A 26,832-nucleotide genomic window follows, 5' to 3' on the forward strand; every position below is an offset into this window, starting at 1 on the left:
TCACCGAGAACGCCGAGTACGAGGACGCCAAGCAGGAGCAGTCGTTCCTGGAGGGGCGGATCGCGACCATCGAGGCGCAGCTCAAGAACGCCGAGGTCATCGAGCATCCGAACGGGGACAAGGTCCGCATCGGGTCGACCGTCGTCATCCAGGGCCCGGATGGCAAGGAGACGTTCACCATCGTCGGCTCGGCCGAAGCCGCTCCGCGGGAGGGCCGGATCAGCAACGAGTCGCCGGTCGGCGTGGCGCTCATGGACCACAAGAAGGGGGACTCGGTCACCGTCCAGGCCCCGGCCGGACCGGTGACCTACACGCTGGTCAGCGTCCGCTAACCGCGCCGCCGTGTTCTGGGCCGACGAGATCGCGGCCAGGGCGGCTGAATCGGGGACTCCACAGGTCGTCAACGACTCGAAGACCCCCTCCGGCACGGTCCACGTCGGCAGCCTCCGAGGCCCGGTCATCCACGACGAGATCTGGCGCTCACTGCGCCGAGTGGGGGTGGAGGCCACCTTCCGGTACGGGGTCGACGACCTCGACCCCATGGATACCGCGGCTCTCCTCACCCCCGACGCGGTCGACCGACACATGGGCGTGCCGCTGTCCGCCGTGCCGCCGCCCGCCGGCTCGAACGCCGCCAGCTACGCCCGCCACTTCGTCGGAGAGCTGTTCCTCGGCACGTTCGAGCCGCTCGGGCTGCACCCGGAGATGTACTGGATGAGCGAGGTGTACGGCGGGGGATTGATGGACCGATACATCCGCGCCGCCCTGGACGCCGCCGACACCATCCGCACCATCTACCGCGACGTCAGCCACGTGGACAAGGAGCCCGGCTGGTTGCCCCTGTCCGTCATTTGCGAGTCCTGCGGGCGGATCGGGACCACGGTGCCCACCGACTGGGATGGCGACGGGGTGGCGTACACCTGCCAACCGGACGCTGTGGAATGGGCGACTGGCTGCGGCCACGCGGGGCGGGTCTCGCCGTTCGGCGGCACTGCCAAGCTTCTGTTCAACGTTGACTGGGCGGCCCGATGGAGCCTGTTCGGGGTCACCATCGAGGGCTGCGGCAAGGACCTTGCCACGGCTGGCGGGTCACGCGACCGCTCCGATGCGATTTCACGTCAGATCTTCGAGCGAGAGCCGCCGATCAACGTGCCGTACGAGTTCATCAACATCGGCGGCCGGAAGATGAGCACGTCTCGCGGGCGGGGCGTGGCCGCCCACGAGATCGCAGCCGTCATGCCGCCCAACGAGCTGCGGATGCTCTTCGTGCGCCACCGCCCCAACGTGGCGTTTGACTTCGACCCGGACCAGACCGATGCCATCCCGCGCCTGGTCGACGAGTTCGACCGCTTGGCGGCCGCGACCGCCGGCCGCCCCGTCCGGGGTGAGCTGCCCGCCGATGCCGAACGGATCTTTGCCGCCTCCCTGGTCGACCCCGATGCGGAGGTCGCGGCCGAGGCCGCCGCGTATCGGCCCGCGTTCGCCCACCTGGCGCTGCTGGTCCAGCTGCCGGGGATCGACGTCCCGGAACGGGTGGCGGCGGAGAAGGGCGGTCCACTCACCGAGCGCGAGCTGGTCATTCTCGAAGAGCGGAGACGGGCGGTCCGGGCGTGGCTCGAGACCTACGCTCCGCCCGCGGCGCGAGTCGAGGTCCGCCGCGATGCGGTGCCCGAGGCGGTGGGCGACCTGACGCCGGACCAGCGCGGGTTCCTCGGATCGCTGGCGGACGCGCTGGCCGCCCTGCCCGCCACCGAGTGGGTGGGGGAAAGTCTCCACTCGGCCATCTTCGCCACCGCCAAGGAGCGCGGCCTCGGGGCGGGGGCGGGCTTTGCCGCCCTGTACGCTGCGTTTCTCGGGCGGCCGTCCGGGCCGCGGGCAGGTTGGCTCCTTGCCTCGCTGGACCGGCCGTTCGTCGTCGAGCGACTCCGGGCCGCAGGAGGAGTGGCGTGATCTCGATCCAGCTCATCCGGGACGACCCCGAGGCCGTCAAGCGCGCCATCGCCCGCAAGGGCGAAGGGCCGCAGGTGATCGACCGGCTCGTGGTCGCCGACGGCCGGCGCCGCGCCCTGCTGGCCGACGCCGACGCCGCCAAGCACGAGCGCAACGAGGGCAGTCGGGCGGTGGGGGAGCTGATGCGCTCGGGGCAGACCGCGCAAGCGGAGGCGCGCAAGGCGTCCCTCGGCCAGCTTGGCGAGCGCATCGACGCCCTGGACGGTGAGCTGGCGGAGGTGGAGGCGGCCATCGAGGCCGACCTCCTGCTCGTGCCCAATCCGCCCCGCGACGCCGTGCCGGACGGCGGCGGCCCGGAGGACAACCCGGTGGTGCGCAGGTGGGGCGAGCCGCTGCCTCCCGGGGAGCGCCCGCCGCATTGGGAGATCGGCGCCCGCCTGAAGCTCTTCGACCTCGAGCGCGGGGCCAAGATCGGTGGCTCAGGCTTCGTGTTGTACACCGGGGCAGGCGCGCGCCTCCAGCGCGCGCTCATCGGTCTGTTCCTGGACATGGCGGCATCTCGCGGCTACACCGAGGTCTGGCCGCCGATCCTGGTCACCGCCGAGTCGGCCCGGGGCACGGGGCAGCTGCCGGACAAGGAGGGCCAGATGTACGCCATCGAGCGCGATGGCCTGTACTTGGCCCCCACCGCCGAGGTGCCGGTCACGAACATCCACCGCGACGAGATCCTGCCCCCTGGGTCACTGCCGGTCCGCTACGTCGCGTATACCCCCTGCTTCCGGCGCGAGGCGGGGGCCGCCGGCAAGGACACGCGGGGCCTGTTGCGGGTCCACCAGTTCGACAAGGTGGAGCTCGTCAAATTCGTCGTTCCCGAGTCCAGCGACGAGGAGCTTGAGTCGCTGACGCGCGACGCCGAAGTGGTCCTGGAAGCGCTCGAGCTGCCGTACCGGACGGTCGAGCGCTGCACGGCCGACGTCGGGTTCTCCCAGGCCCGCGGCTACGACCTGGAAGCCTGGGCGCCGGGGGTGGGCCGCTGGCTCGAGGTCAGCTCGTGCTCGAACTACGCCGATTTCCAGGCGCGGCGGATGAACGTCCGATACCGATCCTCAGCCGATGCCCGGCCCGAGTTGGTCCACACCCTCAACGGCTCGGGCGTGGCCCTGGCACGGACGGTCGCGGCCCTGCTCGAGACCCACCTCCAGCCGGATGGGTCCATCCGCGTGCCGGAGGTGCTGCGCCCATACCTTCCGGGGACTGACACCATCTCGTGAGCGCCGCCCATGCTGGCGGGCCGTCGCTGAATCGGCTGGCGGTCTCCGCCACCACTCACTGCCTGACCGGCTGCGCGATCGGGGAGGTGCTGGGTCTGGTGCTGGCCACCTGGTGGGGATGGGACGTGCTGCCGTCGATCGGGCTGGCCATCGTCCTGGCCTTCGTCGCCGCCTACGCCCTGACCATGAGGCCGTTGCTGCGCGCGGGCCTGCCCGTTCGGCGCGCCCTGCGGGTCGCCTTCGCCGCCGACACGCTTTCGATCATCGTCATGGAGACGGTCGACAACGCGGTGATCCTCGCCATTCCCTCGGCCATGGAGGCCGGCCTCACCGACCCGCTGTTCTGGGGCAGCCTGGCGCTGGGTCTCGGGATTGCCTGGGTGGTGGCCTTCCCGGTTAACCGCTGGCTGCTATCCCGCGGCCAGGGTCATGCGCTGGTCACCGCCTACCACGAAGGGCATCACTAGCCCGCCACCCATGCGCCGCCGATAATCGTGCCCGGAGGGGTGGCAGAGCGGACGAATGCGGCGGTCTTGAAAACCGTTGAGGCGCAAGCCTCCGTGGGTTCGAATCCCACCCCCTCCGCCATCCGATTCCCGCTCCGATCGGCTCGGCCCGCCTAGGGAGCCGTCCTGAGTCACGGTGCCACCTGTCACCCACTTCGGGGCCGGACGTATTGACAGTCCTCGCGCCGGGTGCCGACAATCGGTCGTCTCGCGGCGGTCGGCGCGAAGTCAAGGGAAAGGGAAATCCAGATGCGAAGAGCCATCGCCACTGGTATCGCATTGGTCACAACGTTGCTGGTTCCTGCCGGAGCGGGTGCAATCACGTATGGCCTGCCCGATGGAAACGGGCATCCCGAAGTAGGTGCGCTGCTTGCACCCCAGGCATATTCGGACGGCACCTGGGCGGCCTGCACGGGAACACTGATCGCGCCGACGGTGTTCCTGACCGCCGCCCATTGCGACCTGGGCGTCAGCTCTGTTTATGTCACGTTCGACTCGACCTACATCCCGGGTACGTCGACGACCTACCTGGGCACGTGGCACGCGGACCCGAATTACACCCAGGCGCAGAACGACCCGCACGACATCGCTGTCGTCGTCTTCCCCCAGCCAGGGGTGACGGTGATCACGCCCGCGCTGCTCCCCGGGGCCGGGTCGTTGAACAACCTCAGGCGTGGGACCATGTTCACAGCGGTCGGCTATGGGGCCCAGTCCGTGACGATCGATCACGGCCCGACCTTCAACTACGCCGACATCCGCTACGTCGCCTTCGGCCCGCTGAACGCGCTCAATAAGAACTGGCTTCGGCTCTCGATGAATCCGTCGCTGGGTGATGGCGGCACGTGCTACGGCGACTCCGGCGGCCCGAACTTCCTCTGGGTCGGAGGGACCGAGACGGATATCGTCGCCGGCATCACGATCACCGGCGACTTCATGTGCCGCGCGACGAACGTCGACTACCGCCTGGACACACCCTCCGCGCGGGCTTTCCTGGGACTGTACGTCACCCTGCCATAACGGCCCCTCCACTAGCGGCGCCGTCGGCCTCGGTATGAAACGTACGCTCCCTGGGCCTTACCAGGATCTGGGTCGGTTTCCAGTAGCTCGTACAACCACTGCCACCACTCGCCAATGTTCGGGTTGGCGGCATCCGCGCGCTCGGCTTCGACCCATGGCTTGAGCCGAAGCCACGTCCCGCGGACCCACCCGCCAACCATCCGATCCAGCAGGCGATGGTCGACCACACCTTCAAAGACCATCGAGCCCCACATCTCGCAGGCGCTGTCCACCGCAAGCGCCGCATCCAGCATGCCTGGATCGTCGCGAATAGCGGCTGGATCGGCGCCTATGGGCAGGTTCAGTATTCGTTCAACCGCCCGGCGCACGTCCTGGGTCTGGACCGTTCGAACGATGTCCACGGCTGCGAGATCGCGCCGGTTCTGAAGGGCCTGGCGGAGCTGGATCAGCCCAAAAGCCACTCCGATCACTACCGCCAGGGTGGTGACCACGTCGAGCACTATTCTCACGTCCATGTCATTACTCCGCCGCTGACGGCACCTCGTGGTGGAGACGGCAGCGGGCTTCGTACTTCTCGTCACCCATGCCGCCAACCATGATCAGCGGCGAGTCGACCGGGGCCGGCAGGCCATCAATCAGCCGCTGGGTGCGCGTCGCCGGCTCCCCGCACACCATGCAGATGGCGGTCAGCTTGGTGACCTGATCGGCCAGCGCCATGAGGCGCGGCATGGGTCCGAAGGGGTTCCCTCGGTAGTCCTGGTCCAGCCCCGTGACCAGGACCTGCTTGCCGGTATCGGCCAGGCGTTCGACGACTTCCGGCAGGCCGTCATCCCAGAACTGGCCTTCCTCGATGGCCACGATATCGGCGTTCCCGACCACCGCCTCGACCTCGGCCGAGGTGTCGACGCTGACCGCCGCATGCTGCGCCCCCGACCGCGACACCACCGACTCCTCCGCGGTCCGGGTGTCGACCCGCGGCTTGACGAGCACCACCTGGCGCCCGGCGATGGCGAACCGGCGCAGGAGCCGGAGCATCTCGTCGGTCTTGCCGCAGAACATGCAGCCGCAGATGACGTGGACCCAGCCCGACGTGTAGAACATCACGGTCCGGCCGCCGGAGCGACTCAGTCGCCGACGACAGCGAGCCCCTCTTCGGGGAGGCCCAGGTGGTCCGCCAGCGCGGTCCGCATCACGTCGGTCGGCGCGTCCTCGCCGGTCCACAGCTTGAAGGCCGCCGCCTGGGCCACCAGGAACGAGCCCTGACCGTTGGCGACAATCCCGTCCCGAGCCGCCGCCTCCCGCATGAGCGGCGTCTCGGCCCGGTTCAGCACCAGGTCCAGGACGTACAGCTCATACGGCAACAGCGCTGCGGAGATCGGGCTGGCGTCGGTGTCGGCGCCAACGCCTGAGGCGTTCACCAACAGGCGAGCCTTGGACAGCTCCGCCTCGATGATCGTCTCGTGCCAGGGCAGGGCCCGGAGGTCCGTCTCGCGCGACGCGCGATCGAAGTGGGCGACGACCGCCTCGGCCCGGTGCAGATGGCGGTTGAAAACGGCGATCCGGCCAAACCCGCTCTCCAGCAGGACCGATACCACCGCCCGGGCACCCCCACCGGCACCCAGCAGGACAGCCTGGCGCGGCCACCGGGCAGTGCCCTCGGGCAGGATGGACTCCAGGCCGGCGCGCACGCCGGCCACATCGGTGTTGTACCCCTGCAGGCGTCCGTCCTGGTTGACGGCCGCGTTGACCGCGCCGCTGGCGCGGGCTTCGTCGGACAACAGACCGATGAGCGACGCTGCCTTCTCCTTGTGCGGTGAGCCGATCATGGCCCCCATCACCTCGGGGTGGACGACCTCGCCAAGGGCCTCGCTGAGCTGGTGCGGCTTCCGCTCCCAGCGCTCGATCTCCACCTCGCGACCGGCAGCCTGCAGCGCTGCCCGCTGGACCGCTTCGGCCGGGCTGGCAGGTACGGGATAACCGATGATGAGTAGGCGCGTCACAGGTCTGTCTCTCGATTGCAGGGCCGTTTCACGGCCATTCCCGAGGCGTGGCCGGACCGGCCCGGAGGAGGCCGGGTCCAGAGGAGCTGATGCTATCATCGGCGCCGCTTCCGGAGAGGTCGCATAGTGGCCTAGTGCGGCGGTTTGCTAAACCGTTGAAGGGGATTTCCTCTTCCGAGGGTTCGAATCCCTCCCTCTCCGCCAGCTTGCGCCGGGTGCCCGTAGCTCAGCGGATAGAGCGTTAGGTTGCGGACCTAAAGGTCGGAGGTTCGAGTCCTCTCGGGCACGCCACCCCATTCACGCACGAAACGGGCCTCTAAGACGGCCCGGCGGGCCGTCGTCGCCTCGACCCTGACCACTCTCGGCTCCCTAGCATGATGGTCGTCCCTATCAAGACTCGCAGAGGAGGAAACCTGCAATGAATGACAAGGAGAAGTCCGCCAAGACCACGACCGCGACCGAGAAATCGTCCAGCGTACTCACGGAGGAGGAAATGGCCGCCCTGAAGGAGACCGTCCAGGAGCGGAAGACGGCCGCGCGCCGCGGCAAGCGCGCGGGCAAGGCGGACGGGGAACGCGACGTGCTCGCGAAGATCGCCGAGATGCCCGCACCGGATCGCGCCATGGCCGAGCGGATCCATACGATCGTCACAGCCAGCGCGCCGGCCCTCTCGCCAAGAACCTGGTACGGGATGCCCGCGTATGCCAACAAGGACGGCAAGGTCGTCTGCTTCTTTACAAGCGCGGATAAGTTCAAGTCGCGGTACGCGACGTTCGGCTTCAACGACGACGCGAACCTCGACGAAGGCGCCATGTGGCCGACGTCCTTCGCGCTGAAGGAGCTCAATGCCGCCGCAGAGGCAAAGATCGGCGCGCTCGTGAAGAAAGCGGTGAGCTGAGGACTGAGCTCGCCACTGGCCCCGCCCTAGGCGGGGCATGCCACCCATTCACGTACTAAATGGACCGTCGCGCCTCGTCGTCGCCGCATACTTGTCGACAGGCTGTGGGACACCCGGACCTGTTCGAAGAGAGAGGAAGAAATGGACACCACGCAGATCATCATCGTCGTCATCCTTATCGCGGTGCTCGGGGGCGCCGTGGCCATCTGGTTTCGCCGACGACAGAATCCCTAGCCGCATCGACGCTGGCTGCTGATCGAGCCGGCCATCACCGGCTCTCCGGTCGGGGCATCTGCGTCAGCGCAGCGGGACTAGATCCAGCACCACCTTTCGGGTGGCGGTCCGGTATTGATCCTCTTGTCAGGGAGGGTCAGCCTGGTCGCGCCAGCCCCGGAAGGAGCCTCGCCTTCTAGCGTTCGCCGTTGCTCGGCTCCACGCTCTTCCTCGCGGCCCCCGCAAGGTCGGAGAGGCTGCGCAAGCCCAACGCGAACATCGCGATAGCACCTGCCAGGGCCACCGGGAGCAGCGTCGTGGCGTGGACCACGATCGCGAGGCTGAGCGCGGCAGGTGCCGTCAGGCCCACGGCACGTGCGGCAGCAGAGGCGGCGAGCTCGAACGTGCCGATGGAGCCGGGGGCCGATGGAACGGACGTCCCGAGAGCCCCGACCCCGATGATGAGCAGTGCGGCAGCGAGGCTGATGTCGGCACCAAGGCTCCGGGCCGCGAGCCAGCAGATCGAAGTATCGACGAGCCAAATGACGACGGTGAGGCCAGCTGCTTCCGCAACCGGGAGGCGCTGCGACCGCCCGCCGAATCCCTGGGCGACCTGGTCCAACCTCGTGAGGATCATCCTGGCGGCCGCGAAACGGCCATGGTCGGCCAATCGGTGGAGGAAGCGCAGCACCGTCCGCAGGCCCCCCAGCGTCAGCACACCGATGATGAGGAATCCGCCGGCCGCTGCGACCCCAGTGAGCTGCACCACCCACGGCGGCGCGCCAAGGGCCAATGATGCGAGGAAGGCCATCACGGCGAGAACCGCGACGTCCAGGATTCGCTCGAGGAGCACGGTCCCGAAGACCTCGAATGCGTTCAGGCTCTCGCGGCGTGCCAAGAGGTAGGCGCGGATCGGCTCGCCGAGACGAGCCGGGAGGACCGCGTTCGCGAGATACCCGATCAAGACGATCGGCGCAATGCGGCGCACCGGCGGTGTGTGATCGGCGACAGGGACCACCAGTCGTTGCCAGCGCCATGCCCGCAAGACGATTCCGGCGGCCACCAGCACAAGGCAAGGCGCGAGGACCAGTAACCGGGTGTCCGCTAGCGCCTCAGCCGTCTGCCCGATGTCCACCGATTGCAGGACGATCACGATCGCCCCGGCGCTGATCAATGGCCCCAGCAGACCGACGGCGAGGCGTCGCCCGCGAGGACGAGATGGACTGGCTATGAGATTCCGCCCATTCCCGAGAGCATACGGACCGGTCCCACTGATCATCTGCAAGTCGGCGCCGATTACCATGCGCCGGTGAACGATTCGGCGCTGATCTGCCTCTGTGAGCCGCTGGCCGATCCGGGCGCCGTGCCCACGGTCGGGGCACCCGGATGATCTACGTCATCGTCCCCGCCTACAACGAGGAACGGACGATCCGGCCAACGCTCATCGCCCTGGAGGTCGCCATGCGCGGGCGAAACGATCGCTACCTGGCAGTCGTGGTTGATGACGGCAGTACCGACCAGACGATTGCGCAGGCCGAGGCGGCGGTCGTCGAGACGGGCGGCGCACTACCCTTGCACGTCCTCCGTCACGACACCAACCTGGGACTGGGTGCCGGCGTCCGCACGGGCATCTACTGGGTCCTCGAACGGGCGGATTCCGACGACGTGATCGTGATGCTCGATGGCGACAACACCCATCCGCCGCGGCTCATCCCGAGCATGCTGGAACGGTTGGCGCAGGGCTACGACCTCGTGGTGGCATCCCGCTATCGGCCCGGATCACAGGTGCACGGCGTACCGGCCTACCGACGGGTGCTGTCTGACGTCGGACGAATCGTCTTTCAGATCATGTTCCCGATTAGAGGCGTGCGCGACTATTCCTGCTGCTTCCGGGCCTACCGGATCCCTCCGCTTCAGCGGGCACGCTTGGTCTACGGCGAGGAGCTGTGTACCGCCCGCGGTTTCGAGGCCGTGATGGACCTGTTGCTCCGACTCCGCCAGGTCGGCATCCGCGCCACCGAGGTCCCGTTGCAGCTTGACTACAGCGAACGGGTGGGGCAGAGCAAGATGCGTGTGGTCCGCACCATCCGCAACACGCTGGCGCTGCTCGCCCGTCGCTTCGTTGAGCGCTTCACGACGTACTCCGAAAGGCGGGTGCGGAGCCGGCTCGCCAGTGTCGAAGCTCGCGACCTGACGGTGGGGCCATGAAGTTGGCCATCGTGGTGGGGACGCGGCCCGAGATCATCAAGATGGCGCCGGTCATCCGGGCCTGTCTCACGCGCGACGTGCCGTTCGTGGTGCTCCACACCGGGCAGCACTACTCGTTTGAGATGGACGGGGTCTTCTTCGAGCAGCTCGAACTGCCGCGACCGACGCACAACCTGGGCGTGGGCTCTGGCTCTCACGTGCTCCAGATCAGCTCCATCATCAGCGCCATCGAGAGCGTGCTCGTCGGCGAGCGGCCGGACGAGGTGCTGGTCGAGGGGGACACGAACTCCGTCCTGGCTGCCGGGCTGGCTGCCAACAAGCTGGGGCTTCGGGTCGGCCACGTCGAGGCCGGATTGCGCTCCTACGACCGATCAATGCCCGAGGAGATCAACCGCATCCTCGTCGACCACCTGGCCGAGGACCTCTTCGCCCCCACGAAGCATGCCCGCGACATCCTGCTGGGGGAGGGCATCGAGCCCGAGCGAGTGCATGTCACCGGAAACACCGCGGTCGACGAGGTGCTCTATCAGCTTGGCCGTGTCGACCCCGAGCCGGTGCTGGCGATGTTTGGCGTCCATCCGTCGCAGTACGCAGTCGCGACCGTGCATCGGGCTGAGAACGTGACCGACCCCGGCCGGCTGCGCGGGATCTTCGAGGGCCTCGAACGGGTTGCCTCAGCGCTGGAAATCCCCGTGCTGGTCGCCCTGCACCCGCGGACCACGCAGCGCCTGTCCGAGCTGGGCATTGCCGTCGCCCCGATGGTTCGCCGGCTCCCGCCGTTGGGCTACCACGAGTTCCTGGCCCTGCAATCGCGCGCAGGGCTCGTGATGACCGACTCCGGCGGGCTTCAGGAGGAGGCGTGCACGCTCCGCGTCCCGTGCGTCACCCTCCGCGACAACACCGAGCGTCCCGAGTCGGTGGAGGTCGGAGCCAACCGGCTGGTCGGCGCGGATCCGGACCGGATTCTCGAAGGCGCCACGGCGATGCATCGGGCACCGCGGACGTGGATCAACCCGTTCGGCGACGGGCACAGCGGGGAACGGATCGTCGACCTGATCCTGACTCGCGGTGGCGCCGCGGGCCGGCCGAAGCTCACTTCCCTGCGGTCGAGGGCGAATCCACGCAACCCTGCAGGTGGAGTTCGCAGGATCCAGCGGCGCTGAGACGGTGACCCCGAGGGCCTAGATCCAGCACCATCCGTCGGGCGGCAGCCCGGAGCTGGTGATCGCATCCGGCAGGGTCATGGTGGTCGCACCCGGACGGTCGCAGTCGGCGAACAGCATGCGCCGCCGCCAGTCGTCGGGAGACAGCGGCGCAGCTACCAGCAGCGGCCAATAGACCAGGAACGCCGCCACGACCACAACGCCCGCCACCCCGGCCAGCACCCGCCCCGGCAAACTGCCCCATGCGCGCGCGGTGAGCAGGCCCAGCCCCAGGTACAGGAACGGGATGGTGGGCAGGATGTACCACAGGAGCCCGTTCCAGGTTGCCCCGACGACCAGCCAGGGCACATACGTCGCCAACACCCCCACCACCACGACCGCCTCCGGTGCAAACACCCGAACCCCTTGCCGCAGCCAGGCCACGGTCAGCCCGAAGGCCGCGACAACTGCCGGCCACCAGGCCGCCGGGTTGCCCAGCGCCATGACCTCGCGGTAGACCCCGTCGGCTGCGAACCAGTACGCGACCGGACGCTTCAAGAGCAGCCACGACCAGGCGGGTGACTCGTATGGATGGTGCCCCTCCAGCCCGACGTAGAAGCGGGCCAGGGCCAGCTGATGGCGCGCGACCCCCTGCCAGAACGTTCCCTCCTGCCACGGGAGACCGATGAGCGTCCCGGGCTGGACTCCGAGGTAGCTGGCCACGTACACCGCTGCGGGCACCAGCCCCAGCAGGATCGCCGTCCGTAGCCCCTCCTCACGGAATGCCACCCGCATCATGGCTCCCAGGCTCCGGCCATCTCGCCGCGCCGCGATTTCACTGGCCACCACAAACCCCACCATCACGAGGGCGGCAAACGCGCCACTCCACTTGACCGCCACAGCGGCGCCCATTGCCAGCCCTGCGGCCAGGCGCCACGGCCGCCCGAGCGCCCATCGGGCCAGACCGGTGGGGGGCTTGTCGCGCTGCCGATCTCGGTCCAGCACCACGAACAGCATCCCCGCCAGGATGAACAGCGCCAGGAAGACGTCGAGCATGGCGACTCGCGAATGCACCAGCTGGAGGAAGTCCAGGGCCAGCAGCCCCGCCGCCGCCGCGGCCCCGATGGCCGCCGCGGTTCCCCCCACCGGAGTCAGCAGCCGCCGGGCGAGGACGTACAGCACGGCCACGGTCACGATCCCGGCCAGGGCCGCCGCAATGCGCCAGCCGAACTCGGTGTAGCCGAAAACCACAATCCCACTGGCGATGAGCCACTGGCCCAGCGGGGGATGGGCGTTGCTGAGTGGCTCGGCGATCCCGCACACCCCAGGCCCGGCCACCAGCAGGCATGCGTTCTGGGCGTAGAAGATCTCGTCGAACACGAAGCCCGGCGGATGGTCCAGGCCGGTCAGCCGCAGGGCGGCGGCGGCGACTACGAGCGTCCCGAGCAGGAGGGTATCGAGTCGGGACCAGCCCACCGCCAGAGGATACGGCAGGGTGGGGCAGACCGGCCTGCTAGACTCGGCGTCCGGTGAACTACGAGCTGTTCATGGCCGAGGCGATCGCCGAAGCGCGCCGGGGAGCAGAAGAGGGCGAGAGCCCCAGCGGTGCGGTGGCCGTCCTTGACGACGCGATGATCGGCCGAGAGCACGACCGCCGCCAGCAGACCCACGATCCCACCGCCCATGCCGTGCTGCGTGCCGTCCAGGCTGCCGCCGGCAAGCTCGAGGGCCACCGCCTGAGCGAGGTGACCATCTTCGCCACCCACGAGCCATGCGCCATGTGCGTGGGCGCCCTGGTGGAGGCCCGCGTCGAGGTCCTCGTGTTCGCCGTCCGGGACCCGGAACGCGGCTGCGCGGGATCGGTCCTGGACCTGGCTCGGAGCCCGGTCCTGCCGCACCAGATTGCCGTGATCTCGGGCGTGCGGGAGGCGGAAGCTCGGCGTCTGAACGACGAGGCGGTCCTGCCGGCCTGAGCGCACCCCTCTGCTAGACTCGCCCGCCGGAGAGGTGTCCGAGTGGTTGATGGTGCCGCTCTCGAAAAGCGGTGTGCGATGAGCACCGTGGGTTCGAATCCCACCCTCTCCGCCACCTGCAGGGCTCCGCCGCCACCCCGCGGAGAGGTCGCCTAGAGGCCTATGGCGCCGCATTGGAAATGCGGTTCGGGGCAACCCGTCGGGGGTTCGAATCCCCCCCTCTCCGCCACTGCCTGCTACCATCCGCGCCGGCCGTGCTTAGGCGGGGAACTAGCGGTGCCCTGTACCCGCAATCCGCTTCAGCGGGGCTGACATCCCGGCTGAGGTCGTCGACCTCCGCCCCCCACGACGGCGCCCGACGTTGAGAGTCGGGTCCCACGCAGCGGCGGCCCGTGAACCCCGTCAGGTCCGGAAGGAAGCAGCGGTAAGCGATCCCCGTCGGCGGCAGTGGGATGACCTGGCTGGAGCCGGGTTCCGGCGCGAATGCGGGGGGCGACGCTCGATGCCGGGCGCACGGCCGAATCCCCTTCCCGCGGCTCGGTGTAGGGTTAGCGGGTCATGCTGAAGGGCCCCTAAACCGCTGTGCCAGCCGATCCCAATCTCGAGTTGAACGCTCCCGTTGCCGGTCCGCGACGCGCGCTGTACCGCCGCTGGCGGGCCCAGCGTTTCGCGGAGCTGGTCGGCCAGGACCCCATCGTCAACACCCTGCGCCGGGCGGTGGCCACCGATCGGATCGTGCACGCGTACCTCTTCGTCGGCCCCCGGGGCACGGGCAAGACCTCGACGGCCCGCATCCTGGCCAAGGCAATCAATTGCCTCGAGCGCGGCGACGATGGCGAGCCCTGTGATCGGTGCGCCGCCTGCGTGGCCATCCGCGACGGACGCGCGCTGGACGTGATCGAGATCGATGCCGCCTCCCACGGCCTGGTGGAGGACGCCCGCGACCTGGTCATGCGGGCCCTGACCGCGCCATCGGACCTGCGCCGCCGGGTGTACATCATCGACGAGGTCCACATGCTCAGCCCGCACGCGTTCAACGCGCTGCTCAAGCTGATCGAGGAGCCACCCGACCACGTCGTTTTCATCCTGGCCACGACCGATACCCACCGGGTGCCGCCCACCATCATCAGCCGCACCCAGCGCTACGACTTCCGCCGGCTGGCGACCGATGTCATTGCCGCCAAGCTGACCCGTATCACCAGCGCGGAGGGCGTGCAGGCCGATCCGGCCGCCCTGGACCTCATCGCCCGACTGGCCGATGGGGGGATGCGCGACGCCGAGTCGCTGCTCGACCAGGTCATGTCCTATGCCGGTGACCGGGTGGCGGTGGACTCGGTTCGGGACGCCGTCGGACTGGCCGATGAGGAGGCGATCGCGGGGTTGCTCGACGCCCTGGTGAGCGGCGAGGCTCCCGGCGCTCTGCAGCGGATCGCCGACCTGTCCGATGCGGGCCGTGACCTGGGCCAGGTCGCGCAACAGCTCGAGGGGGAGGGGCGCCGGCGCTTGCTGGCCGCGCCGACCGACCCGGCTCTCGCGCGCCGCCTGGCGACCATCCTGCGCGCCGCGTCCGAGGCCGGCACCGCCGGTGCCCGCGACGGCCGGGCTCGGCTCCAGCTGGAGCTGCTGGCCATCGACTCTGCCACGCAACCCGTTGCCGCAGCGGCGACGGTCACCGCGCCGGCGGAAGCGGCCGGGGTGCCCCGACCAGTACCAGCGGCGGCGCCCGCGACCCCGCGGCCCGCGACCGCACGGCCCGCGACGCCGAACCCGCGGCCCGCTCCGCCGGCAGCGGCGACCCCGCCCGCTCGGCTCGCCTTCGCCGACCCGGCTCCAGCCCCGCCACCGACCGAGGGCAAGGGCGCCGACTCAACCCCTCTCCCGTCACCCGACGGCGTGCGGCCCACCCTGGCCGAGGTCCGCTCCCGGTGGGGCGAGGTGGTCGAGCGCGCCCACCCTGTCGTCAAGCCGCTCATCAAGGAGTGCCGCCCCTACGAGCTGCACGGCGTTCGGCTGACCCTCGCCTTTCCCGAGGGTCGCGAGTTCATGCGCGGCCTGATCGCGGGCCGCGCGCGATCCATCGAAGACCTGCTGGGCGACATGTTCGGCGGCGGCTGGTCGGTGGAGGCCGTGGCGGCCTCGGTCGAACTCGAGCCGCTGACCGTCGAGCAGGCCATTTCGCCGAACGAGAGCCCGGAGGCCGCGGCCCTCCTCCAGCGCACGCTGGAGATCACCGGCGGCCAGCTGGTGGACGCGCCCGAGGTCCGCTGACGCGGTGAACATCGGTCAGCTGACCCGCATGGCCCAGGAGATGCAGGCCAACATGGCCCGCGTCCAGCAGGAGCTGCGCGACACGACGGTCGAGGCCAGCGTCGGTGGAGGAGCGGTCCGGGTCGTGATGACCGGCGCCCAGGAGCTGCGGGCCGTCGAGATCGACCCCGCCACCGTGGACGCGTCCGACATCGAGCTCCTGCAGGACCTGGTCTTTGCCGCGGTCACCGACGCGCTGGCCCAGAGCAAGCGCCTGGCCGAGGAGAAGATGGCGGCCATCTCCGGCGGCCTGGGATTGCCCGGCCTGCCCGGCTTGCGCTGAACCGAACCGAAATCGGTCCATGGCTGGTCTGATCGCCCCTGTCGCACGCCTGATCGAGGCCTTCAACCGGCTGCCCGGAGTCGGGCCCAAGACCGCCCAGCGGCTCACCTACCACGTGCTTCGCAGCCCCGCCGACGAGGCCCGGGCCCTGGCGGAGGCGCTGGTCGCCGTCAAAGAGCAGGTCGCCTACTGCTCGGAGTGCTGGAACATCACCGAGGTCGATGTCGACCCGTGCGCCATCTGCGCCGACCCCCGGCGCGACGCGACCCGGATCTGCGTGGTCGAGGAGCCACTCGACGTGCTGGCCATCGAGCGCACCCGCGAATTCCAGGGCCGCTACCACGTGCTGCACGGCGCCATCAGCCCCATCGACGGCATCGGTCCCGAGCGGATCAAGGCCCGCGAGCTGCTGGTGCGAGCGGAGGGCGGCGGACTGGCCGAGGTCATTCTGGCCACCAACCCCACCCTGGAGGGCGAGGCGACCGCCATGTACCTGGCCGAACTCCTGGGGACGTCGGTGCCGGCGGTGACCCGAATCGCGCGCGGCGTGCCGGTTGGCGGCGACATCGAGTACGCCGATGACGTGACCCTCATCCGCTCCCTCCAGGGCCGGCGCCAGGTCGAGCGCCCCTGACGCCGATGGGTTCTCAGTCGGAATCCACTCGGCAACCTCCATACCGACGGGCAGTCAGCTGCCGTCCGGGAGCCACGGCTCCGCAGAGTTCGCGCCTCGCCGTAGCACGACAAACTGGTCCGCCCTGACGCCGATCCAAGGGCCGGTTTCGCCGTCGGGCCACTGGACGCGGACCTCTGCGTCGGCGGCCGGACCAAGGCCGAAGTGGATCCAGCCGAGCTGGCCCCCGACGTGACCTCCGCCGACCGTCAGCTCCCGCCGGAGCAGCAGGTCGCCGATCTTGACTTCGGTCCAGGCACCAATCGCGTCGCGGTTGGGTCCGGGTTGGACGACGCGGAGCGCCAGCCAGTGACCCATCGGCATCGGCTGGGTGGCGTCGCCGGCTCCGACGTTGCGGAAGAGAAGCACGCGATCTTTGAAGTTGACCTCGACGAGGTCGAGCATGCCATCCAGGTTGAAATCGGTGAGGGCGGCTCCGCGGCCCCGCAAGAACGTCACGATGCCGGCCGCCTCAGCTCCCTCAACAAAGGTTCCGTCGGGCTGGCCAAGGAAGAGGTTGCTGGGATCCCGCTCGGCGTAATCGGGCTGTGCGTCGACGTTTCCCTTGGAGACGAACAGGTCGATGAATCCATCATTGTTCACGTCCTGGAACTCGGGGTGCCAGGCCGTCGAAGGCCGTGTATCACCGCCCGTGAATGGCCCGAACGCTGTCACTCCGTGCTGGAGCCCGACGTCGCGGTAGGTCGGAGTCTCCGGACCGGTGGTCAAGGTCTGGAGCCTGTTTGTGCCCTGGCTGGTGAGGTAGAACTCCGGGAACCCATCCGACGTGAGGTCATAGCTGCCAATCCCCATGCCCTCGATCTGGAGCTGCAGCCACCCGTCGGCGTCCGTGTACAGACGCGGGTCTTCGCCGGTCGCCACCCGCCAGAGCTGCTCCTGACCGTTGACGTAGTCGTAGTAGTGGCGGTCGTTGCTGACCCGCAGGTCGCGCCGGCCCGAGCGATCCCAATCGCTGAACAGCATCGATTGGGCACAGTAGCCGGGGCTCAGCGTGCGCGGGGTGCCGTAGCCCATCCCGGTCGCGTCTGGTCGGAATAGCTGGTTGTCGGGGCAGTCTCTGGTCGGTTCCGCCGCCGGATCGAGGACTCGAAAGTTGCCCAGGGCGATAGTAGGCAGGCGCGCCGAACCCTCCCACGCGGCGCTGAACGCGGTGGTCATCGCGTGGCCGCCGTCAAACGTCCACGCCTCATTGGCTCGTTCGAAGCGGCAGCCTCCGAGCCCTCGCAGGATGACGTTCTCTCCACCCCGCAGAACGGCCAGGTCGACCTCGCCGTCACCATCGACGTCGAGTGGATAGGCGCCGAAGACATCGCGGAGATCAACGGCGGAGTCGTGGATTCGGCTGAAGTGCAGTGCTCCGCCGACAGGGCTCTCGTTGCGATAGAGCGCCGCGGAATTGCTCCCACCGGCCAGGTAGAGCTCAGGTCTGCCATCGCCATCGCAGTCGAACACCGCGACTCCTCCGCCGATGGCAAACGTGAACTCGCCCCCATACACGTGGTCGATGCCTGCTCCGGCCGCCTCCTCGACGAAGTGGGGCGCCCCCATCGCGGAAGTCGGCGTGGCCCGGCCCAGCAGTGCGGCGGCGACAGCGATCACCAGGATGACACCCACCAGCGCCCCGGCCCGAGCCAGGCCGGGGCCGCTGAGCCAGCGACTCACGAAATCGTTGATGCCGCGGTCATGGCAGGTGGTCGGCGGCCATCAGCGCGCGACCTGCCCAACGTAGTACAGCTGGGCCTTGGCCCAGGCGGCTATCCCACACTGGGCGCCGACAGTGCGCCCCATGAAGTCGTCTGCCTGCACGTGGATCCCTCCGTAGAGGCGTGACTGGCCCGCCTGATCGGCCGCGTCGTAGTACGTGGCCCACTCCAGGCGGACGTCGGCTGACGGGCCAACCTCGAACTTGAGCGATCCTGCCTCGATCGTGTAGCCGCTTACCCCACCCGGGAAGTACTCGCTGCCAGTAAAGCCGGCGAGGACTTCGGCAGCCGCTCGGCTGAAGGTGCTGTGCCCGGAGATGTACCCTTGGAACGCTGGCGTGACGAAGGTCGGCAGCTGGTAGGGGACCCAATCCACGGCCAGGATCCAGTCAACTCCACCGACCTGGGTCGTCGGGTCTTGCGGATTGCCCGTCCAAGCGTGGATCGCGATTTCCCCCTCGCGGCCGACGAGGGCCGCGTGGCGTTCTCCGGCGGCGCTCGTCTCCTGCGTGATCAGTTCAACCAAGCCGGGGACAAGGGGCAAGCCCTCCGGATCGTAGGACGGCAGGCCGGGATCGCTCGACTGACCCCGCCCGCCCATGTATCGGATCATCGAGATCGGGCGTGTGCTGTCGTAGCGGCCTTTCAGCCCCCAGGCCGCGATGGCCGCGTCGTGGACCGCGGCGTTCATGGCGAAGTACATCTTGATGTCCCACTCGAGTCGATCGACGGCCGGTCCCGTGCCGCCGATCCGCAGGTCGGGTGCGAGCTCGTCGGAGACAAGGTTGGCGAGCGCGTTCCAGTGGCCGGGCGGCGTCTCGGATTTGGGTCCGTCGGCCCAGAACTCGGCCATGACGCGGGCGAAATCGCCTTCGTCCACCACGTCCGGGGGGTATGGCATGCCGGTCGCCGGGTTGACAGCGTGACCTTCGCCGTCGTTCGTGCCAAGGGCGTTGTTCCCACGCGCGCCGGGCGAAATATCCATTGCCCTCCCGGTCGCGGGTTCGAGGACACTGCTGTCCCGGATCACCTCGACCGCCTGGTCCTTGAACGCCTGGTCGGTTGCCGGATCGCCGAGGCGTGGGGGCGGGCCTGGATCGATCGGCGTTCCGTCCGCCCCGCCATCGGGCAGGGTGAAACTGGCAACGTGGCCCCAATGCGGAGCGACGGCCTGTTGAACACCATTGACGATGGGGATCCCGTTCTGCGAGATCATGTTCTCGATCCTCAACGGCTGCCATCGATTCGGGTCCCTCATGGTCGTACCGGATCCAGCCACCACCAGAGGGGGGTTGACCGGCTGGTAGTCGGGGGCAGCGTACCCCTCGGCCTGGTTCGCGCCGTCGGTCATCCCGTGGGCGATGATCGTGGCCGCGATGCGATTGCCGACCGCGGCCGGGGAGTCTCCCTCGGTGGTTGTTACGTCGAGCGGATAGCACAGGGCGTCCATCACATTGGCGAACTCCGACAGCGAATCCGCGCCGCCAACGGCACTGCGGAAACGGGAGGTCAGGATCCCGTAGGCGGCGTAGCTGATCGCCTCGTTGCGTGCCGCACGCACATCCCACGCCCCGTGTTTCTCCGTGACGAGATAGCCGGACGCGTGCGGATCGTAGGCCGCCCACGCATCCCAAATGGCTGCCGAGAGGTGGAACAGGTTACGCGCATGAACCGGGGGATTCGGAAGTGAACGGCGGATGGCGTCCAGCAGCGCCTCATCCCAGCGCCGGGCAACAGACCACTCCGGATGATTTGCCGGCGCCGGGCATTCTGGCTCCTGGGACCAGGGCCGGACCACGATGAGACCACCCACGATCAGCGCGATCCCGAGCAGTCCGGCTACCTTGGCCCTTGTCATCCGGCGCGATGGCACGCCGTGTCCTCGTACGTTTCGCAGCGTTTCGGCGGGCATGGTAGCAATGCCCAGAACGCGAAGTGTCGGGGAGGACGGCGTGAAGGTGGTCGGTCGCGAGCGCGGCCGCGCCGGCCCCCAGCATCAACCTGGCTCCGGACGGCTGGCTGGCCGTCGTGCCGCGCCGGCGGGACTCGAGGTCCAATATGGCTGGATCCGCCGTGCCGCGGTGGCGTCGAGGACGCCGAGGTGGCACCATCCATCAACCGGTCTGACCGGGTATGACCAGCAAGCCGAGGATTGATGAACGGCGTGAGGTGAAGGTCATCGAGCCGGGAGCGATTAACCCGCGTCGCGCTGATCGGCCCCTTGTCCTTGCCATTGACATCGGTTCGTCCTCGGTTCGGGCCGCCGTCCACGACCGCCTTGGTCGGACGCTCACGGGGACCGCTGTGCAGGTTCCGTACGCCTGGGAGATGGCTTCTGACGTCTCGGTTCGACTCTCCCATCGGACGCTCCTCGATCTGGTCGGCCAAACCCTCGACCAGGTCGTGGACGTCTCCGGTTCTCTCCCCCTGCAAGTCGTCGCCGGCGGGATCTCCTGCTTCTTCCACAGCATTTCCGGGCTGGACGTGGCCGGGAGGCCCGTGACGCCCGTCCTCTCGTGGGCTGATACGACGAGCGCCGGTGAAGCGGCTGCGCTCCGAGGGCGGATCGATCCCGACTGGGCCCACGCGGTTTCCGGCGTCCCCATCCACGCGAGCTACTGGCCGGCACGCGTGCTTCGGCTCCGACAGGAGCAACCCCGGATCCGGCACTGGGCCGGATTCCCCGAACTGCTCATGGAGGCCCTCACTGGACGCGCCGCCGTGAGCCGGTCGATGGCGTCCGGGACCGGGCTGCTCGACCGGGCTCAAGGAACCTGGTCGTCCGAGCTGCTCGAGCAGGTGGACATCGAACTTGGCGATCTTCCCCCGATCGTTGCCGATGACGAGCCCCTCGGTCGGCTGTCCGCTGCCTCCGCGCAGCGCTGGCCGCAGCTTGCTCACCTGTCGTGGTTCGCTCCGTGGGGCGACGGCAGCTGCGGCAACGTGGGACTGGCTGCCACGGCCCCCGGCAGGGCGGCCCTCATGGTCGGCACGTCCGGCGCGCTGCGCGCCTTTATCGCGGATCCCGCACCGCCGATCACGCCAGGTCTGTTCGCGTATCGGCTCGGCGCGGGGACGGTGGCGGGGGGCCAGTTGAGCGAAGGAGGCGGGCTTCTTGCATGGGCGAGTCGCCTGCTGGGGCGCTCGCGCCGCTCCTTGGAACGAGCCGCAGCTGCGGTCGCCGCAGACGGCCATGGGCTCACCGTGCTCCCGTATGCGTTCGGCGAACGGGGTCTCGGGTACCACGATCGTGCGCGCGGCGTCCTGGCAGGACTCCATGCGGACAGCGACCAAGCCGCGGTGTACCGGGCGATCCTGGAGTCGATCGCGTTCGGCTTCGCCGCGATCGACGATCGGCTGTCCGACCTTCTGGGCCAGGCTCCAACCGTGATCGCGTCAGGCGGAGCGCTGGCTCGCTCGCGTCTGCTCGCGCAGGTCATCGCCGATTCGCTCGGGCGGGAGATTGCCGTCGCACCGATGTTCGAAGCCTCGCGGCATGGCGCCGCGCTGCTGGCACTCCGTGGGTCCGGCGCGCTGGACGACGTGACCGCGGTTCCCCGACCGCGTGCTCGGACTGTCCGGCCCGACCCGGAGCGCGTGGCCCGCTACGTGGCGGCGCGGGCTCGCCAGCGTGCCCTCTACGAAACGGTTCTCGGCTGACATCATCAGGCCCCCAGGACCCGGGCATGTTCAGGCCAATCGGCTGCCAACTCGATCTTGGCGATCACCCGCCAACCCGCTACAGTTAGCCTACGCGACCCTGCCACGCTCGTGGTTCCACGCACGTGGTTCATTGAAACTGAGGAGGAGAGGATCTTGTCCATTCGAAGGACGGCCGCGGGCCTTGCGGTCCTGGCCATCATCTTGGCCGCCTGTCAAGCGTCGGCCAGCGGGAGCCCCGATGCGTCCGCAGGAGGAAGCCAGGCGGCTACCGGCGATTGCCACGTCGGCGTGGCGTGGGCGACCTTCCAGGAGGAGCGCTACGGGCTCCGAGACGAGCCTGGCATCCAGGGTGTATTGGAGGCCGCGGGTGCCCAGTACACCGGGAACGATGCGGCGAACTCGAACGAAACGCAGGCGTCGAACGTCGAGGCCCTGCTCGCCGCCGAAATTGATGTCCTGGTCCTGAACTCCGTCGATCCCGAGGCGATCCTGCCGTCGCTCCAGGCGGCCATCGATGCCGGGATCCCGGTCATCGCGTACGACCGCGAGCTCGAGAGTGAAGCCGCCCTCTTCATGACCCACGACAACGTCGGGGTCGGCCGGATGATCGCCGAGGCCGTAACGGCGGCTCAGCCCACCGGCAACTACGTGATCATCAAGGGCCAGGAGGGCCAGACGAACCCGTTGTTCCTCCGCGAGGGGATGGCGGAGGTCATCGACCCCCTGATCGCGGCGGGTGACATCACCATCGTCGGGGAGGAGTACACCGACGAGTGGCTCCCGGACAACGCCAAGACCAACATGGAGAACATGCTGACCGCGAACGACAACGACATCCAGGCGGTTCTCGCACAGAACGACGGGATGGCGGGGGGTGCCATCGCAGCGCTCGCTGAGCAGGGCCTGGATGGTGAGGTCGCGGTGGGTGGCCAGGACGGCGACGTCGCCGCCATCAACCGGGTCGCACTTGGCACGCAGATCGTAAGCGTCTTGAAGGACGCGACCGAGCTCGGCCAGGCAGCCGGTGAGGCCGCCCTCGAGCTCTGCGAGAATCCCGACATCTCGCAGGTGACCGGTGCGGTGGCGGGCACGTCGACCGGTGGGCTCGACACCTACTCCCTCCTGCTCGATCCTCTGCCGATCACGCGGGACAACCTGCAAGATGCTCTGGACCTCGATTGGCTCACTGAGGAAGAGCTCTGCGCCGATGTTCCATCCGGAACGGTAGACGTCTGCCCCTGATCCGCACGTCGGTGCAAACGAGCGCCCCGCCCTCAGGGGCGGGGCGCTCGCCTCGTTAGCCCTCTAACGATCGAGGCGTCATGACGACCGAGGCCGGCCCGATGGAGACCCCACTCAGCGGCGGGCGGGGCAGGGGAGCCGTGCGCTCATCCCTGTCGAGCCTGGAGGTGGACCTCCGGCTCTTTGGCATGGTTGCGGCGCTCGCCGTCCTGTGGCTGTCCTTCAACGTCCTCTCCGACGGGCTGTTCCTGACCCCGCGCAACCTTTGGAACCTGTCCGTGCAGTCGGCGGCGGTCGCCGTCATGACGACGGGCATGGTGCTGATCATCGTGTCTCGCAACATCGACCTGTCGATCGGATCGGTGCTGGGCTTCACGGCCATGATCATGGCTCTGCTTCAGACGGAGTGGATCCCCAACGGCTTGGGCCTGGGTCTGGGTCAGCCGTACACCTGGATCATCGTGGTCATCATCGGAATCGCCCTTGGCGCGCTGATCGGCGCTCTCCAGGGATTCGTGATCGCCTTCATGGGAGTCCCTTCCTTCATCGTTACCCTGGGCGGCCTCCTCATCTGGCGCGGCGCGGCCTTCCAGCTGGCGAGTGGCCGGACGATTGCCCCGCTCGACAGCACATTTCAGCTCCTCGGCGGTGGGCCGAAGGGGTCGCTTGGCGAAACCCTGAGTTGGATCGTCGCCGGAATCGCGATCATCGCCATCGGCATCGGTCTCGTCGCCAATCGCCGCCGCCGCCGCCGCTACGGATTCCCGGTGCGCCCGATATGGGCCGACGTCGGGATCGGCGTCATCGGGAGTCTCGTGGTGGCCACCGCCGTCTGGGTCTGCAACAGCTACTTATGGCCCCCGGCCCTGGCGGAGGCGTATGCCATCGAGAACGGGATCCCCATCCCGCCGGGAGGTCTCATCATCCCGACCGGGATCGCGATCCCGGTCCTCATGGCGATCGGCATCGCCGTCCTCATGGCATTCCTCGCTTCTCGACGCAAGTTCGGCCGCTACGTGTACTCCATCGGCGGCAACCCGGAGGCCGCGGTGCTGGCCGGCGTCAACACCCGCTGGACGATCATGAGGGCGTTCATCGTCATGGGGATGCTCGCCGCCGTCGCCGCCGTCATCACCACGGCGCGCCTGAACGCGGGGACGTCCGCCCTGGGAACTGGGGTCGAGCTGCAGGTCATCGCGGCGGCCGTCATCGGCGGGACCTCGTTCGCCGGTGGCATCGGTACGATCGCCGGTGGCGTGCTCGGGGCCGTCGTCATGCAGTCTCTGTCGACGGGCATGACCCTGATCGGGGTTGAGAACTCGACGCAGGATATGGTCGCTGGGGTCGTGCTCATTGGCGCGGTCGGGTTCGACAGCTGGCTTCGGCGGCGCCGGGCGTGAGCAGGAGGGAGACCGCATGACTGACCAGGATCCTTCGACCTCCGTGACCGACTCGACGGCCCCGCCGCTCGTCGAGATGCGCAGCATCCGCGTCTCGTTCGGCGGCGTCCATGCGGTGAACAATGTCACGGTCGACCTCCATGCAGGCGAGGTCGTGGGGCTCGTCGGTGGGAACGGGGCCGGGAAGTCCACCCTGATCAGGACCCTGTCCGGTGCGCATCCGCCGGACGACGGCGAGATCTACATCGACGGCGAGAAGGTCTCGATCGCCAATCCGCACGAGGCGAGGAAGTACGGGATCGAGACGATTTACCAGACGCTGGCGCTCGCCGACAACGTGGACGCCGCGGCCAACCTGTTCCTCGGCCGCGAGATCACCACCAGGCTCGGCTCATTGCACGACGCCGCCATGGAGTCGGCGACCCGGGAGGTCATGGGACGGCTCAATCCAAAGTTCAGGAACTTCAAGGTCCCAGTGGCGTCCCTGTCCGGCGGCCAGCGCCAGTCGGTCGCCATCGCCCGGGCGGTGTACTTCAACGCCCGGATCCTGATCATGGACGAGCCCACGGCGGCTCTTGGGCCGGCGGAGACCGAGCAGGTCCGCGAGCTTGTCAGTCAGCTGAAGGCCCAGGGGATCGGCATCTTCCTCATCAGCCACGACATCCACGATGTCTTCGACCTGGCAGACCGGATCAGCGTCATGCTCCAGGGCAAGTTGGTGGGCACGGTCGACAAGCACAAGGTGACCAAGGACGAAGTCCTGGCCATGATCATCATCGGGAAACTTCCCGAGCAGGTCTCCGAAACGGAGATGGCCCAGCTGATCACGTGATCGCACCGGCGCCCACGTGCGCCGACCGAAACCGAGGATGAGCGGACGAAGGTGGATGTCGGCGATCGCGTCGAAGTAGTGGTCGCGGCCAATGCGCGGCTGGCCGAGGGTCCCGTCTGGGATGCGCGTTCTGGTCGACTCGTCTGGATCGACGTTCTCGCCAAACGGATCTTCCTCACCGATGCCCGAACCGGTACCAGCGACGTGATCGAGGTGCCGCTCCACGTCGGCGCGGTCGTGCCCCGGGCGAACGGCGGGTTCGTGGCCGCGCTCCAGGACGGCTTCTGGGTCGTCGGGATGGGGTCGCCCTATCCGATGGCCCGCATTCCCGAGGCCCGGCCGGACCTGCGATTCAACGACGGCAAGTGCGACCCTGCGGGGCGATTCTGGGCGGGCACGATGGCCTACGACGAATCGCCGGCGGCTGGTGCCCTGTATCGCCTCGACGCGGATGCTCGAGCGACGCAGGTGCTCAGTGGGGTGACGATCTCCAATGGGCTTGCCTGGAGCGTCGACGGGCGCACGATGTACTTCATCGACACCCCAACGCAGCGGATCGACGCCTTCTCGTTCACGCCATCGACCGGGGAGATCGGCGATCGGCGCCCGCTGGTGCACATCTCCCCCGAGATCGGGGCGCCTGACGGCATGACCATCGACGCGGAAGGGGGGCTGTGGGTCGCCCTTTGGGGCGGCGCGGCCGTGCATCGCTACCTTCACGGTCGCCTCGACCGGGTCATCAAGCTGCCGGTCACCCAGCCGACGAGCTGCGCGTTCGGGGGCGAGAACCTGGACGAACTTTTCGTTACCTCGGCTTCCGAAGGGCTTTCGGCGGAGGAGCGCTCGGCGCAGCCGCTCGCGGGTGCGGTCTTCCGACTGCGGCCAGGCGTCCGCGGGATGGCGGCGGCGACCTTCTTTGGAGCCTGACCCTGACGCCTCCGCCGAGCGATGGCGGGCTCCCGGTTGACAGTCTGGGAGGTCGCTCGTAGACTCACCAGTCGCCGGTAGACCACCGGCAGGTGGCCCGTGAACGGCGACACCGTGTCGCGCAGCGCGGACACCGGGGTTTCTCCCAAGGAGGCCTCGAATCGAACGAAGCCGATCCAATCGGTGGCGTTGCCTTATCAGCTGAAGAGTGACAGGAACCCACACGAGTCAGCGGGACCAACGTCTGGACCCATTACCGGTGGAGTAGCCGCAAGGCGAGTCCACTGGTTTTTTGTTCGGAGAGTTTGATCCTGGCTCAGGACAAACGCTGGCGGGGTGCATGAGACATGCAAGTCGAACGGGGTTGATCGGGCTTGCTCGATCAACCTAGTGGCGGACGGCTGAGTAACGCGTAGGTGACCTACCCGGAAGTGGGGAATAACTGCCCGAAAGGGTGGCTAATACCGCATGTGGTCGGCGAATCGGATCGCCGTCCAAAGCCGAAAGGCGCTTCCGGAGGGGCCTGCGTCCGATTAGCTAGTTGGCGAGGTAACGGCTCACCAAGGCGACGATCGGTAGCTGGTCTGAGAGGATGATCAGCCA

25 protein-coding genes, 5 tRNA genes, 1 rRNA gene and 1 other RNA gene are annotated in these 26,832 nt (G+C 68.4%); 25 read left to right on the forward strand and 7 right to left on the reverse strand.

All coding sequences use genetic code 11. The features are described from left to right. From greA to AABM41_09345, 6 genes are all read left to right on the forward strand, one after another. Window positions 1-332, forward strand: a 332-nt coding sequence (gene greA, locus AABM41_09320; protein ID MEK6192502.1) for a transcription elongation factor GreA, incomplete at its 5' end; no start/stop codon positions are given. 10 nt (window positions 333-342) lie between these two features. Beyond that, window positions 343-1,950 (forward strand): lysine--tRNA ligase, encoded by a 1,608-nt coding sequence (gene lysS, locus AABM41_09325; protein MEK6192503.1) that lies wholly within the window; start codon window positions 343-345, stop codon window positions 1,948-1,950. After that, window positions 1,947-3,221: a serine--tRNA ligase gene (gene serS, locus AABM41_09330; protein ID MEK6192504.1), complete on the forward strand. Its 1,275-nt coding sequence runs from the start codon at window positions 1,947-1,949 to the stop codon at window positions 3,219-3,221. Before lysS ends, serS begins: the two co-directional genes overlap by 4 nt. Next, complete coding sequence (locus AABM41_09335) at window positions 3,218-3,688, forward strand: DUF4396 domain-containing protein (protein ID MEK6192505.1); 471 nt, start codon at window positions 3,218-3,220, stop codon at window positions 3,686-3,688. The genes serS and AABM41_09335 overlap by 4 nt, the downstream gene beginning before the upstream one ends. Window positions 3,689-3,721: 33 nt before the next feature. Further along, a tRNA-Ser gene (locus tag AABM41_09340) sits at window positions 3,722-3,809 on the forward strand. 209 nt (window positions 3,810-4,018) lie between these two features. Beyond that, entirely contained in the window at window positions 4,019-4,744 is a 726-nt protein-coding gene (locus AABM41_09345; protein MEK6192506.1) for a trypsin-like serine protease, read from the forward strand. Between the two features lie 11 nt (window positions 4,745-4,755). Here the strand turns inward: AABM41_09345 and AABM41_09350 are convergent, their stop codons facing one another. Genes AABM41_09350 through AABM41_09360 form a run of 3 tightly spaced genes read right to left on the reverse strand, consistent with a single transcriptional unit; the run spans window position 4,756 to window position 6,744 of the window. Continuing rightward, window positions 4,756-5,259, reverse strand: coding sequence for a hypothetical protein (locus tag AABM41_09350; GenBank protein MEK6192507.1), 504 nt, complete (start codon window positions 5,257-5,259; stop codon window positions 4,756-4,758). Window positions 5,260-5,263: 4 nt separating this feature from the next. After that, on the reverse strand, window positions 5,264-5,845 hold the full coding sequence (locus tag AABM41_09355; GenBank protein MEK6192508.1) for a thymidine kinase: 582 nt from the start codon (window positions 5,843-5,845) through the stop codon (window positions 5,264-5,266). Between the two features lie 23 nt (window positions 5,846-5,868). Next, window positions 5,869-6,744 (reverse strand): hypothetical protein, encoded by an 876-nt coding sequence (locus AABM41_09360; GenBank protein ID MEK6192509.1) that lies wholly within the window; start codon window positions 6,742-6,744, stop codon window positions 5,869-5,871. Window positions 6,745-6,856: 112 nt separating this feature from the next. Here AABM41_09360 and AABM41_09365 point away from each other — a divergent pair. From AABM41_09365 to AABM41_09380, 4 genes are all read left to right on the forward strand, one after another. Continuing rightward, window positions 6,857-6,948 (forward strand) — tRNA-Ser (locus AABM41_09365). Window positions 6,949-6,959: 11 nt separating this feature from the next. Continuing rightward, a tRNA-Arg gene (locus AABM41_09370) sits at window positions 6,960-7,035 on the forward strand. 127 nt (window positions 7,036-7,162) lie between these two features. Further along, window positions 7,163-7,642 (forward strand): hypothetical protein, encoded by a 480-nt coding sequence (locus AABM41_09375; protein ID MEK6192510.1) that lies wholly within the window; start codon window positions 7,163-7,165, stop codon window positions 7,640-7,642. Between the two features lie 141 nt (window positions 7,643-7,783). Further along, the gene (locus tag AABM41_09380; protein ID MEK6192511.1) at window positions 7,784-7,876 is read left to right on the forward strand and encodes an LPXTG cell wall anchor domain-containing protein; all 93 of its coding nucleotides are present in this window, start codon (window positions 7,784-7,786) and stop codon (window positions 7,874-7,876) included. 175 nt (window positions 7,877-8,051) lie between these two features. On the opposite strand, the gene AABM41_09385 is transcribed toward AABM41_09380, so the two are convergent. Beyond that, a complete protein-coding gene (locus tag AABM41_09385; protein MEK6192512.1) occupies window positions 8,052-9,029 on the reverse strand; it encodes a lysylphosphatidylglycerol synthase transmembrane domain-containing protein in 978 nt (325 codons plus the stop codon). 212 nt (window positions 9,030-9,241) lie between these two features. Here AABM41_09385 and AABM41_09390 point away from each other — a divergent pair, with 212 nt between their 5' ends. Together AABM41_09390 and wecB are read left to right on the forward strand one after the other, a co-directional pair. Then, complete coding sequence (locus AABM41_09390) at window positions 9,242-10,063, forward strand: glycosyltransferase family 2 protein (GenBank protein MEK6192513.1); 822 nt, start codon at window positions 9,242-9,244, stop codon at window positions 10,061-10,063. Next, complete coding sequence (wecB, locus tag AABM41_09395) at window positions 10,060-11,226, forward strand: UDP-N-acetylglucosamine 2-epimerase (non-hydrolyzing) (protein MEK6192514.1); 1,167 nt, start codon at window positions 10,060-10,062, stop codon at window positions 11,224-11,226. The genes AABM41_09390 and wecB overlap by 4 nt, the downstream gene beginning before the upstream one ends. A gap of 18 nt (window positions 11,227-11,244) precedes the next feature. Here wecB and AABM41_09400 read toward each other — a convergent pair whose 3' ends face one another. Next, window positions 11,245-12,681, reverse strand: a complete 1,437-nt coding sequence (locus AABM41_09400; GenBank protein MEK6192515.1) for a phospholipid carrier-dependent glycosyltransferase — start codon at window positions 12,679-12,681, stop codon at window positions 11,245-11,247. A 53-nt stretch (window positions 12,682-12,734) separates the two neighbouring features. Between AABM41_09400 and AABM41_09405 the strand changes: the two genes are divergently transcribed. From AABM41_09405 to recR, 7 genes are all read left to right on the forward strand, one after another. Beyond that, a complete protein-coding gene (locus AABM41_09405; GenBank protein MEK6192516.1) occupies window positions 12,735-13,178 on the forward strand; it encodes a nucleoside deaminase in 444 nt (147 codons plus the stop codon). A gap of 28 nt (window positions 13,179-13,206) precedes the next feature. Beyond that, window positions 13,207-13,293, forward strand: a tRNA-Ser gene (locus AABM41_09410). 26 nt (window positions 13,294-13,319) lie between these two features. Further along, window positions 13,320-13,407 (forward strand) — tRNA-Ser (locus tag AABM41_09415). A 23-nt stretch (window positions 13,408-13,430) separates the two neighbouring features. Then, window positions 13,431-13,695, forward strand: an RNA gene (gene ffs, locus AABM41_09420) — signal recognition particle sRNA large type. Window positions 13,696-13,784: 89 nt separating this feature from the next. Continuing rightward, entirely contained in the window at window positions 13,785-15,446 is a 1,662-nt protein-coding gene (dnaX, locus tag AABM41_09425; protein ID MEK6192517.1) for a DNA polymerase III subunit gamma/tau, read from the forward strand. A gap of 4 nt (window positions 15,447-15,450) precedes the next feature. After that, complete coding sequence (locus AABM41_09430) at window positions 15,451-15,768, forward strand: YbaB/EbfC family nucleoid-associated protein (protein ID MEK6192518.1); 318 nt, start codon at window positions 15,451-15,453, stop codon at window positions 15,766-15,768. A gap of 19 nt (window positions 15,769-15,787) precedes the next feature. Continuing rightward, complete coding sequence (gene recR / locus AABM41_09435) at window positions 15,788-16,402, forward strand: recombination mediator RecR (protein MEK6192519.1); 615 nt, start codon at window positions 15,788-15,790, stop codon at window positions 16,400-16,402. 54 nt (window positions 16,403-16,456) lie between these two features. Here recR and AABM41_09440 read toward each other — a convergent pair whose 3' ends face one another. Both AABM41_09440 and AABM41_09445 read right to left on the reverse strand, forming a co-directional pair. After that, entirely contained in the window at window positions 16,457-18,124 is a 1,668-nt protein-coding gene (locus AABM41_09440; protein ID MEK6192520.1) for a CRTAC1 family protein, read from the reverse strand. 42 nt (window positions 18,125-18,166) lie between these two features. Further along, entirely contained in the window at window positions 18,167-20,023 is a 1,857-nt protein-coding gene (locus tag AABM41_09445; GenBank protein ID MEK6192521.1) for a vanadium-dependent haloperoxidase, read from the reverse strand. Window positions 20,024-20,334: 311 nt separating this feature from the next. Here AABM41_09445 and AABM41_09450 point away from each other — a divergent pair, with 311 nt between their 5' ends. From AABM41_09450 to AABM41_09475, 6 genes are all read left to right on the forward strand, one after another. After that, window positions 20,335-21,825, forward strand: coding sequence for an FGGY-family carbohydrate kinase (locus AABM41_09450; GenBank protein MEK6192522.1), 1,491 nt, complete (start codon window positions 20,335-20,337; stop codon window positions 21,823-21,825). 156 nt (window positions 21,826-21,981) lie between these two features. After that, window positions 21,982-23,070, forward strand: a complete 1,089-nt coding sequence (locus AABM41_09455; protein MEK6192523.1) for a substrate-binding domain-containing protein — start codon at window positions 21,982-21,984, stop codon at window positions 23,068-23,070. Window positions 23,071-23,150: 80 nt separating this feature from the next. Next, on the forward strand, window positions 23,151-24,470 hold the full coding sequence (locus tag AABM41_09460) for a sugar ABC transporter permease (GenBank protein MEK6192524.1): 1,320 nt from the start codon (window positions 23,151-23,153) through the stop codon (window positions 24,468-24,470). Between the two features lie 16 nt (window positions 24,471-24,486). Then, complete coding sequence (locus tag AABM41_09465) at window positions 24,487-25,302, forward strand: ATP-binding cassette domain-containing protein (GenBank protein MEK6192525.1); 816 nt, start codon at window positions 24,487-24,489, stop codon at window positions 25,300-25,302. A gap of 51 nt (window positions 25,303-25,353) precedes the next feature. After that, the gene (locus tag AABM41_09470) at window positions 25,354-26,229 is read left to right on the forward strand and encodes an SMP-30/gluconolactonase/LRE family protein (GenBank protein ID MEK6192526.1); all 876 of its coding nucleotides are present in this window, start codon (window positions 25,354-25,356) and stop codon (window positions 26,227-26,229) included. Window positions 26,230-26,522: 293 nt separating this feature from the next. Then, a 16S ribosomal RNA gene (locus tag AABM41_09475) occupies window positions 26,523-26,832 on the forward strand; the annotation flags it as partial.

It is taken from the genome of Chloroflexota bacterium (assembly GCA_038040195.1).
In the GTDB taxonomy this organism is placed as follows: domain Bacteria; phylum Chloroflexota; class Limnocylindria; order QHBO01; family QHBO01; genus DASTEQ01.

What these genes read in the sequence shown, in the direction of transcription:
- wecB (MEK6192514.1), top strand. Translation starts at nt 10,060, where the DNA reads ATGAAGTTGGCCATCGTGGTGGGGACGCGGCCCGAGATCATCAAGATG.
- AABM41_09355 (MEK6192508.1), bottom strand. Translation starts at nt 5,845, where the DNA reads ATGTTCTACACGTCGGGCTGGGTCCACGTCATCTGCGGCTGCATGTTC.
- AABM41_09465 (MEK6192525.1), top strand. Translation starts at nt 24,487, where the DNA reads ATGACTGACCAGGATCCTTCGACCTCCGTGACCGACTCGACGGCCCCG.
- AABM41_09445 (MEK6192521.1), bottom strand. Translation starts at nt 20,023, where the DNA reads ATGACAAGGGCCAAGGTAGCCGGACTGCTCGGGATCGCGCTGATCGTG.
- recR (MEK6192519.1), top strand. Translation starts at nt 15,788, where the DNA reads ATGGCTGGTCTGATCGCCCCTGTCGCACGCCTGATCGAGGCCTTCAAC.
- AABM41_09380 (MEK6192511.1), top strand. Translation starts at nt 7,784, where the DNA reads ATGGACACCACGCAGATCATCATCGTCGTCATCCTTATCGCGGTGCTC.
- AABM41_09460 (MEK6192524.1), top strand. Translation starts at nt 23,151, where the DNA reads ATGACGACCGAGGCCGGCCCGATGGAGACCCCACTCAGCGGCGGGCGG.
- AABM41_09350 (MEK6192507.1), bottom strand. Translation starts at nt 5,259, where the DNA reads ATGGACGTGAGAATAGTGCTCGACGTGGTCACCACCCTGGCGGTAGTG.
- AABM41_09390 (MEK6192513.1), top strand. Translation starts at nt 9,242, where the DNA reads ATGATCTACGTCATCGTCCCCGCCTACAACGAGGAACGGACGATCCGG.
- AABM41_09375 (MEK6192510.1), top strand. Translation starts at nt 7,163, where the DNA reads ATGAATGACAAGGAGAAGTCCGCCAAGACCACGACCGCGACCGAGAAA.